Raw genomic sequence first — 8584 nt, 5'->3', positions numbered from 1 at the left:
CCCGCTGGACTGCGCAGCAGTCCCATTTTGGGGCCGCTTCGCAGCCCAGCGGGAGCAAGCTCCCTCGCCACAGGAAACGGGCTCAGATGAGGTGAAGGTGGTTATCCCAAAGCCCCGCCGGAAGCTCCAATGGTTTTGCAACCAGCGTTGTCTGACGGCAATCGTAATACCGGCAGCGGCCCTGACCCGAGGTCACGACAAACCCGTCGGCCACGGCGCCAACCCCGGCGCAATCGGGAAGCGGCGCATCCAGGCGCACTTCACCGCTGTCCAGGTCCCAGATGAAAAAGCGGTTGCCGCGCGGCGCAGTCAACGCGACCAATCGCAAGTCACTGTGGACCGCCACGCTGGCGGTGTAATGCCCCATCGCCTGCAACTGATGTTCAGGCACCGCAAACGCCACGAACGGTTGGCCCGGACGCTTGATCGCCAGCAACTCTGAGGACTCGTGGGACGGCCCCATGAATTGCTGGCCGGCGACGATGGTGCCATCGCTGGCGATCCCCAGGTGACGCACGCTGTTCATCTGCTGGGCGAGGGTTTCCTTGCTCAGCAGGGTGCCGTCGCGTTGCATCAATACCAGGCTCGGCTCCATGGCGTTGAGGTTCATCTCGACCCGGCTTTCAGCCTCGGTGCGAATGCCGCCGTTGGCCACCACCAGCGTCTCGCCGTCTGGCATCCACGACACCTGATGGGGGCCGATGCCATGGGTGGATATCTCGCCGCTGTGCACCAGCCGTTCACCTTCGAACTTATACACCCCCAACAGTCCGCGACCCGGATCGGAGGTGTCGTTTTCGGTGGCGTACAGCCACTCGCCGCTCTTGTGAATCACCGCGTGCCCGTAGAAATGCCGGTTGGGCAGCGAGGCCACGGTTTGCAGCAGCGCGCCGTCGCGCAGGTCGATCAGATAGCTTTCGGTGCCCGGACGTCGTGCGACGAACAGCGCAATCGGCAGCGTCGGGTGGTTGATGATGTCGTGGCAACGCTGCCCGACCTGGGTGGCGAACACCCGGGTGCCGTCCAGCCGATAACCGACGGCGTAATGCTTGCCGTCGCCATCGTCCCGCGCCGAAAGCAGCAGTGGGCTCTTGTCCTTTTGTTTGAACAGCGTCCAGCCGCCCAGTGTCACTGCTCCCAGCAGCAAACTACCTAAAGTCAGAGCCTGACGTCGCAGCATGGCACTCGCCCTCATCAGTCACCGTCGTTGGCGTTGAAGCCCAGTTGGATGCCCAGCGCCTTGGCCAGTTCGCCTTCGTGCAGGCGATGGACGACGTTGAGGCTGTCGTAGATATCGTTGAGTTGCTGGCGGCCGGCATCGTCGTTGAGCATCTCGGTCAGCGAACGCTGGTTGCTGGCGAACAGTTTCAGGGCCGCGGCGTAAGCGGCGTCGATCTTGTCGGCCAACGGTTTTTGCTCACTCGGCAACAGGCCGCGCAGGCCTTTGTTGTCGACGCCTTCCCACACGGTTTTGGCGGCTGCGAGACTGGCTTCAAGGCCGGCCAGGGACGACTGGCTGCGCCAGGCATCGGCCTGGAACGGTTGCGGCACGCCCTTGCTCTGGCGGCCCATCGGCGTACCGAGTTTTTTCTTCAAGGTGTCGAGGGCGGTGACCTGGACGCGCAGCAGGTCGGCGATGGCTTCGTGGGAGTCGGCGTAGCGCTGGTTCGGGAACTTGCTCATCTGCGCGAGCATGCCGTCGGTGTTGTTCCAGCTTTGCAGAATCTCTTCGGCCAGCAGTTTCTGACGCTCGCCAATCGCCTTCAACAGGGGGCAGTACTTGGCTTTTTGCGCGTCGTTGGCCACGTCCGGCTTGCTGTCGAACAGGATGTATTCATAGGCCGAGAGGCCTTGAACCACGACGCTGGACTTGGCCAGGGCGGCGGCATCGATCTGCGGCTGCGCGGTGACCAATTGCTCGACCTGACGGCCGACCAGGTTTTTCTTGTCCGGCCAGAACTGCACCTGCCAGGCGCGATTGCCTTCGGCCAGCGGCCCGATCAGCAGCGGTTGCAACTCGGCCCAGGCTTTCTGCGCGTGCAGGAAGTCGGCGCGGGCGGTGTCGAGGTTTTCCTTGCCTTCGCAGTAGGCGAGGGCGCTGACGGCCAATTGGCGGTCGGCTTCAACCCAGCGGGTGTACGTTGGCAGAATCACCGATTTGGCGATGGCGGCCGAGGTGACGGCTTGCGGGTCCTGTGGCGAGCAAGCGCCGAGGGCGAGTGCTGCGAGGCTGGTGAACAACAATTTGGGACGGAACATGTCGGGCTCCCGCTATGGAATACGTATTAAAGGGAATTCAAAAACGCCAGCAACGCAGCGCGCTGCTCGGCATTGAAAGACAAAACCTGTTGCTGGGCCGCTTTCGCTTCGCCGCCATGCCAGAGCACGGCTTCGAGCAGATTGCGCGCGCGGCCGTCATGCAAGAACTGGGTGTGGCCACTGACCGCTTGCGTCAGTCCGATGCCCCACAACGGCGGGGTGCGCCAGTCGCGGCCACTGGCCTGGAATTCGCTGCGGTTGTCGGCCAGGCCGTCGCCCATGTCGTGCAGCAGCAGATCGCTGTAAGGGCGAATCACTTGATTGGCCAGTTCAGGTTCGGCGGCGTTGGCGGCGGTGGTGTATTTCGGTGTGTGACAGGACTGGCATCCGGCCTGGAAAAACAGGTTCTTGCCGGCCAGCACTTCGGGCGCATTGACGTCGCGACGAGCCGGTACAGCCAGGTTGCGGCTGTAGAACAGCACCAGGCGCAGGATGTTATCGCTGACTTCCGGCTCGCCATTCGGGCCGTTGCCGGTCGGCGCCTGTTTGCAGGCTGTTTGCGCCTCGGTGCAGTCGTCGAAGGGGCGCAGGCTGGTGGTCAGGCCCATGTCACCGGAGAACGCGTGAACGTTCTGTTGATTGAGGTTCGGTTGCCCGGCCTTCCAGCCAAAGCGGCCGAGGACGGTCTTCTGCTGCACGTCGTCCCAGACCCGGTTCGGTCGCCCGGCGATGCCGTTTTTGTCCTTGGCCTGAGCCTCGGCGTTGGCCAGGATCGCTTCGTCGGGGATGGCTTCGAGCAAGCCCAGGCCAATCATTGGCGGGGCAACGCGTGCCGAGAAACGGGTGTCGGGGTGCATCGGGCCGTAACCCAGTTGGGTGATGTTCAGGCTGGGCTTGCGCAACTCGATTTCGGTGCCGTCCTTGAAGCGGACCGGAACGGGGGTGTAATCGACCCGCACTTTGCCTTCCGGGGTCACGCCGGGTATGGCCATGTCCTGGAACTGGCCGCCGTAGACCGGCTCCGGGACCACGCCGAGCTGCTCGATGACGTTGGCATAGGCCGGTGCATTCGGGATCGACAGGCGCACCAGCATCGATACCGCGTTCGCCGCATCGGGCGTCGGCGGATGACCGCGACCGTCCTTGATGTGACAGCCCTGACAGGCGTTGGTATTGAACAGCGGACCGAGGCCGTCCCGGGCGGTGGTGGTCGAAGGGGCGATCACCCAAGGGTTGCGGAAGAAACTGTTGCCGACGCTGAAATCCACGCGCCGTGACGGCGACAGGTTCGCGGAGGGCAGGGAGAACGCATTTTGATCGGTCTTGCGCACAGTCGCCGCGCCACCGGACCGGGCTTCACCGGGTTCGGCCTTGGTAAAACGCGGGGCGTCATCGCAGGCACTCAGGCCCAGGGCCAGAAACAGTGCGGACAAGCGAAGAAGCAGCGAGGGCATCAGACATCCTGCAAGACGAGCAAAACAAGGGCGCAAAGTCTAACAGGGCAAGGGAGTTTGAATAAGAGGAATTATCGTTTGGTTGATGTGGGGCAGGTTTTCACAGGGGACCGAGGCGCCGCCATCGCAATCAGCCTCGCTCCCACGGGTTCAGCGCAGCCCCTGTAGGAGCGAGGCTTGCCCGCGAAGGCGGTATTGAATTCAACATCGAGGGTGACTGACACGGCGCCTTCGCGAGCAGCCTCGCTCCCACGGGTTCAGCGCAGACCCTGTAGGAGCGAGGCTTGCCCGCGAAGGCGGTATTGAATTCAACATGGAGGGTGACTGACACGGCGCCATCGCAAGCAGGCTCGCTCCCACGGGTTCAGCGCAGCCCCTGTAGGAGCGAGGCTTGCCCGCGAAGGCGGTATTGAATTCAACATGGAGGGTGACTGACACGGCGCCATCGCAATCAGCCTCGCTCTCACAGATTCAGCGCAGACCCTGTAGGAGCGAGGCTTGCCCGCGAAGTCGGTATTGAATTCAACATGGAGGGTGACTGACACGGCGCCTTCGCAAGCAGGCTCGCTCCCACGGGTCCAGCGCAGACCCTGTAGGAGCGAGGCTTGCCCGCGAAGGCGGTATTGAATTCAACATGGATGGTGCTGACACGGCGCCATCACAAGCAGGCTCGCTCCTACAGTGGTCCGTGTCAGGCAGGCATGAAAAAGGCGACCCGAAGGTCGCCTCTTTAGTCACTCAGCCAGCGTTGATCAGAATTCGTGATCAGCGTTGTCCGGGTTCAGGTCGCTGATACCCAGTTTGCCAGCGGCGGCTTCGATCGAACCGGTCTGCTTGACCAGGGCGGCGATGGCGTCGCGCACGATCTGGTTGCCCGCGGTATTACCGGCAGCGATCAGCTGGTCGTAGTGCTCACCCTTGTTGGCGTGATCGACGATGACCTGCATCTTGGCTTCGGTTGCAGCCAGGTCGGCTTTCAGCGCGGTATCGGCTGCCGGGTCAGCTTTGGCCACCAGGGACGACAGGCTGGCGCCGGTCATTTTGGTGCCGTCTGCGCGGGTGTATTCGCCCAGGTACACGTTGCGGATACCCTTGGCATCGTAGAACTGCGAGTTATGGGTGTTGTCGCTGAAGCAATCGTGTTCGTCTTCAGGGGAGTTGGCTTCCAGGGAAACCTTCATGCGCTCGCCCGCCAGTTCGCCCAGGGACAGGCTGCCCATGCCGAACAGCATTTTGCGCAGGCCCGAATCAACCGGTTCCGCTTCCAGGGTGGCGCGGTAGTTGTCGGCCACGTTCGGCTTCCAGTTACCGACCATTTCTTCCAGGTCGCTGACCAGCAGCTGGGTCACGGACTTCAGGTAAGCGCGGCGACGATCGTTGTGACCGCCAGTGGCGCCTTTGCCTTCCAGGTAGTCGGAGGCTGGACGGTTGCCGGCGCCAGGGCCGGTGCCGTTCAGGTCCTGGCCCCAAAGCAGGAATTCGATGGCGTGGTAGCCGGTGGCGACGTTGGCCTCGGAACCGCCCAGTTCGTTCAGGCTGGCGAGTTTTTCCGGGGTGATGTCTTTGACGTCGATCTTGTCTTCGCCGACCTGCACCTGAGTGTTGGCGATGATGTTGGCTGTGGCGCCCGGGTTACCCAGTGCGTGTTCGTAGGATTTGTCGACGTAGTCGATCAGGCCTTCGTCCAGTGGCCAAGCGTTAACCTGACCTTCCCAGTCGTCGATGATGGTGTTGCCGAAGCGGAACACTTCGCTCTGCAGATAAGGAACGCGGGCAGCCACCCAGGCAGCCTTGGCGGCTTTCAGGGTGTCGGCGTTCGGCTTGGCGAGGAAGGCGTCGACGGCGGTTTGCAGGGTTTTCGCGGTGGATTCGGCATCGCTGTAAACGGCGTAGACGATGTCGGCGTAGTGCGCGACAACGGCTTTGGCGGCGGCTTCGTCGACTTTGCTGGTAGCGGCCGGGGCGGCAGCTGGAGCCGCAGCGGTGCTGGCGGCCGGCGTCGGCGTAGCGGCGTTCTTGTCTTTGCCTTCGCCACAACCGGCGAGGGAAATAGCGATGGCCAACAGACTGGCGGTAGCCAGAGGCATACGAATCATGGCGAACATCCTGCTTCGAGAGGGGGGTATGGCGCAGCGGGTGCGCAAAACTGCGACATAATGCAAATCTTTCGCATTATCTGTAAAGGGTTGTAGCTGGAAATATTTCTTATTCGTACAAGCGTTGTGTCGTGGATCAAAAAACATCGCAGCCCCGTTTCACTCGACAGCGGCTACAAGCACACGGACCCGTAGCAGCTGTCGAGTGGAACGAGGCTGCGATTGTTTGATCTCTACAAAATGGCTGCGTTACTGCGCTGCGCCTGTTTCAGGTAGGCGCTCAATTCCCGTGCCGGCAGCGGTTTGCTGTAGTGGTAGCCCTGACCTTCGTGGCAGCCTTCGGAGATGATGTAGGCCTCTTGCTCGGCGGTTTCCACGCCTTCGGCAATCACCTGCATGCCCAGGCTCTTGCCCAGCTGGATGATCGCCCGAACGATGGTGGCATCGTCGTCGTCATCGAGCAGGTCCTGCACGAAGCTCTTGTCGATCTTGATCTTGTCCAGCGGCAGGCTTTTCAGGTAGCTCAAGGACGAATAACCCGTGCCGAAATCGTCGATCGCAATCAATGCGCCGGAGCGGCGCAGGCTCAACAGATGCTGGGCGGCGGTGCTGATGTCTTCCATCAGGCCGGTTTCGGTGACTTCCAGCTCCAGGCTGCGAGGGGGAAGGCGGTACATCTGCAGCAGGTTGTTGACCACTCGCGGCAATTCGGCGTGGTGCAGTTGCACGGTCGACAGGTTCACCGCCATGCGCAGATCCGGGAAACCCTGATCGTGCCATTCGCGCAATTGCTTGCAGGCTTGATCCAGTACCCATTCGCCAATGGCGATGATGGTGCCGTTCTGCTCGGCGAGCGGGATGAACAGGTCCGGCGGCACCAGGCCATGTTCGGGATGCTGCCAGCGAATCAGTGCCTCGACACCCACCACCCGGTGATCGCGGTAGCTGATCTGCGGTTGGTAGACGAGGTAGAACTGGTCCCGCCGCAGGGCGTCGCGCAGGTCTTTTTCCAGTTCCCGACGGCGACGCATCTCGGTGTCGACGCTGGCGATGTAGAACTGATAACGGTTGCGCGAGCGGGTTTTCGCCAGCGTCATGGTCTGCTCGGCTTTTTGCAGCAGTTTCTCGGTGCTGTCGCCATCCTCGGGAAACAGGGTGATGCCGATGGTCGCGCGCAGGCGGATTTCCTGATGATCGAGGGCAAACGCCGCTTCCAGATCATCGAGAATGCTTTGCGCCAGTTCGGCGGCTTCGTAAGGTTGTTCGATATCGGCCTGGACCAGGGCGAACTGGTCACCACCGAGACGGGCGAGGGCGCCGAGGCGACCGCTGTGAGCGCGCAGACGATCGGCCAGGGCCAGCAGCAATTGGTCGCCGGTCTGATAGCTGAACTGTTCGTTGATGCCTTTGAAGTCGTCCAGGCCCACCACCAGCACCGCAACCCGACGTTGCAACTTACCGGCGTCGACCAGGATTTTGTCCAGTTGTTGCTGCAATTGCTGACGGTTCGGCAGACCGGTTAGGAAGTCGTACTGGGCCATGCGCAGCAGGCTGTTTTCCGCTTCGTGGCGCAGGTGGGTGTTGCGTTCGATGGATTCGAGCAACTGGTTGGCGGTGTTGATCCAGATCCCCAGTTCGTTCTTTTCGTGACCCTTGAGCAGTGGGATCTTGTGTTCGCTGGGGCGGTCCGGATTGATTTCGGTCAGGTGTTCGATGATGCGCGACAGAGGTTTGGTCAGCAGCCAGTGGTAGACCAGGTACAACACCAGGCCCATGGCGAGGGCGCGCAATACGCCGGAAATGAAGATGATCACCGAGTTGACGATGAAACCCTGCCCGTAGGTGGCGGTGTCGAGGGTGATGCTCAGATCGCCGTAATACTCGCTGTAGGGGCCGCGGCCGACCAGTTGGGTGGTGAAGGTGCGTTCCTTGCCAAGAATGAGATCGGTCAGCCAGCGGCTGTTTGAATGGTGCAACTCACGAGATTTTTGCGCGAGCATGGCTTCGTTGGGATGGCCGATGGAGGCCTGGCGCACGGCTTCGTCCTGGAACAGGCCTTCGATGACCTGCATGCCCATTTCCCGATCCAGGCTGTAGACGGCCTGGGTGGAGGGGTCGCGGAACATGTCGAGGATGCGTTGTGCATCGTTGGCCACGGCCTGGCGTGTTTTATAGGCATCGAAAACGATCTGCGCGCAGCTCAAGACTACGCCGACGATCAATGCCGACAGGAGCACGACCCGGAGCAACTTCACCGACAAGCTGTTCTTGAGTTCCAGCTTCAAAGGGTTATTCCTTGTTCCGTGCGGGTAGCATCAAGTTGCCATGAGTATTGGCAATCCCGTGATGGCAGTCAAAGGGACATTCAATCTCATGGTTTTTTGCCTGCAGCTTGGCAGAAAATGCTGTTGTTTTGAGTATTTGCCCTATTAGTACTGTGTCGGTAGTTGGGTCCTTCAACTTGAGGGGGATTGGGACTATTTTTCCTTTTGTTGATGTTAGCCTGCTGTGGCGGGGGGGCAAGGGGCTGAATGCTGGTTTCATTGTCGGAGATTGGCTTGGGTTCTGCGGGTGTCCTGTGGGAGTGAGGCTGCTCGCGATGGCGGCCTGACAGCCGACCAGTCTCCCGCTGGTGTACATATCCATTTCTGCGGTAACGGCCACTTATGGTTTCGCCCTTACGGCGAGTCCCTTTTGTCAAACGCCACAAAAGGAACCAAAAAGTCTCGCCCCAAGCGTCCGGCCCCTCGCTAAGGCTCGGCGTTCCTTCGCTCC

At 61.2% G+C, this 8584-nt stretch carries 5 protein-coding genes; all 5 read right to left on the bottom strand.

Annotated elements, in window-relative coordinates:
• Window positions 1–82: 82 nt before the first annotated feature.
• The 5 genes from QMX98_RS29180 to QMX98_RS29160 all read right to left on the bottom strand — a co-directional run bounded on the left by QMX98_RS29180 (window position 83) and on the right by QMX98_RS29160 (window position 8094).
• Window positions 83–1180, bottom strand: coding sequence for a DUF1513 domain-containing protein (locus QMX98_RS29180; RefSeq protein WP_010457625.1), 1098 nt, complete (start codon window positions 1178–1180; stop codon window positions 83–85).
• Between the two features lie 14 nt (window positions 1181–1194).
• Complete coding sequence (locus QMX98_RS29175; protein ID WP_282411772.1) at window positions 1195–2259, bottom strand: imelysin family protein; 1065 nt, start codon at window positions 2257–2259, stop codon at window positions 1195–1197.
• A gap of 26 nt (window positions 2260–2285) precedes the next feature.
• Entirely contained in the window at window positions 2286–3713 is a 1428-nt protein-coding gene (locus QMX98_RS29170) for a di-heme oxidoredictase family protein (protein WP_102594591.1), read from the bottom strand.
• Between the two features lie 752 nt (window positions 3714–4465).
• Window positions 4466–5809 (bottom strand): imelysin family protein, encoded by a 1344-nt coding sequence (locus tag QMX98_RS29165; protein WP_010457619.1) that lies wholly within the window; start codon window positions 5807–5809, stop codon window positions 4466–4468.
• 233 nt (window positions 5810–6042) lie between these two features.
• Complete coding sequence (locus tag QMX98_RS29160) at window positions 6043–8094, bottom strand: bifunctional diguanylate cyclase/phosphodiesterase (RefSeq protein WP_010457618.1); 2052 nt, start codon at window positions 8092–8094, stop codon at window positions 6043–6045.
• Window positions 8095–8584 lie beyond the last annotated feature (490 nt).

The sequence above is a fragment of the Pseudomonas sp. PS02303 genome (genome assembly GCF_029959925.1).
GTDB classification, from domain to species: Bacteria; Pseudomonadota; Gammaproteobacteria; order Pseudomonadales; family Pseudomonadaceae; genus Aquipseudomonas; species Aquipseudomonas mandelii.
This window is presented reverse-complemented; position numbering and strand designations above follow the sequence as displayed.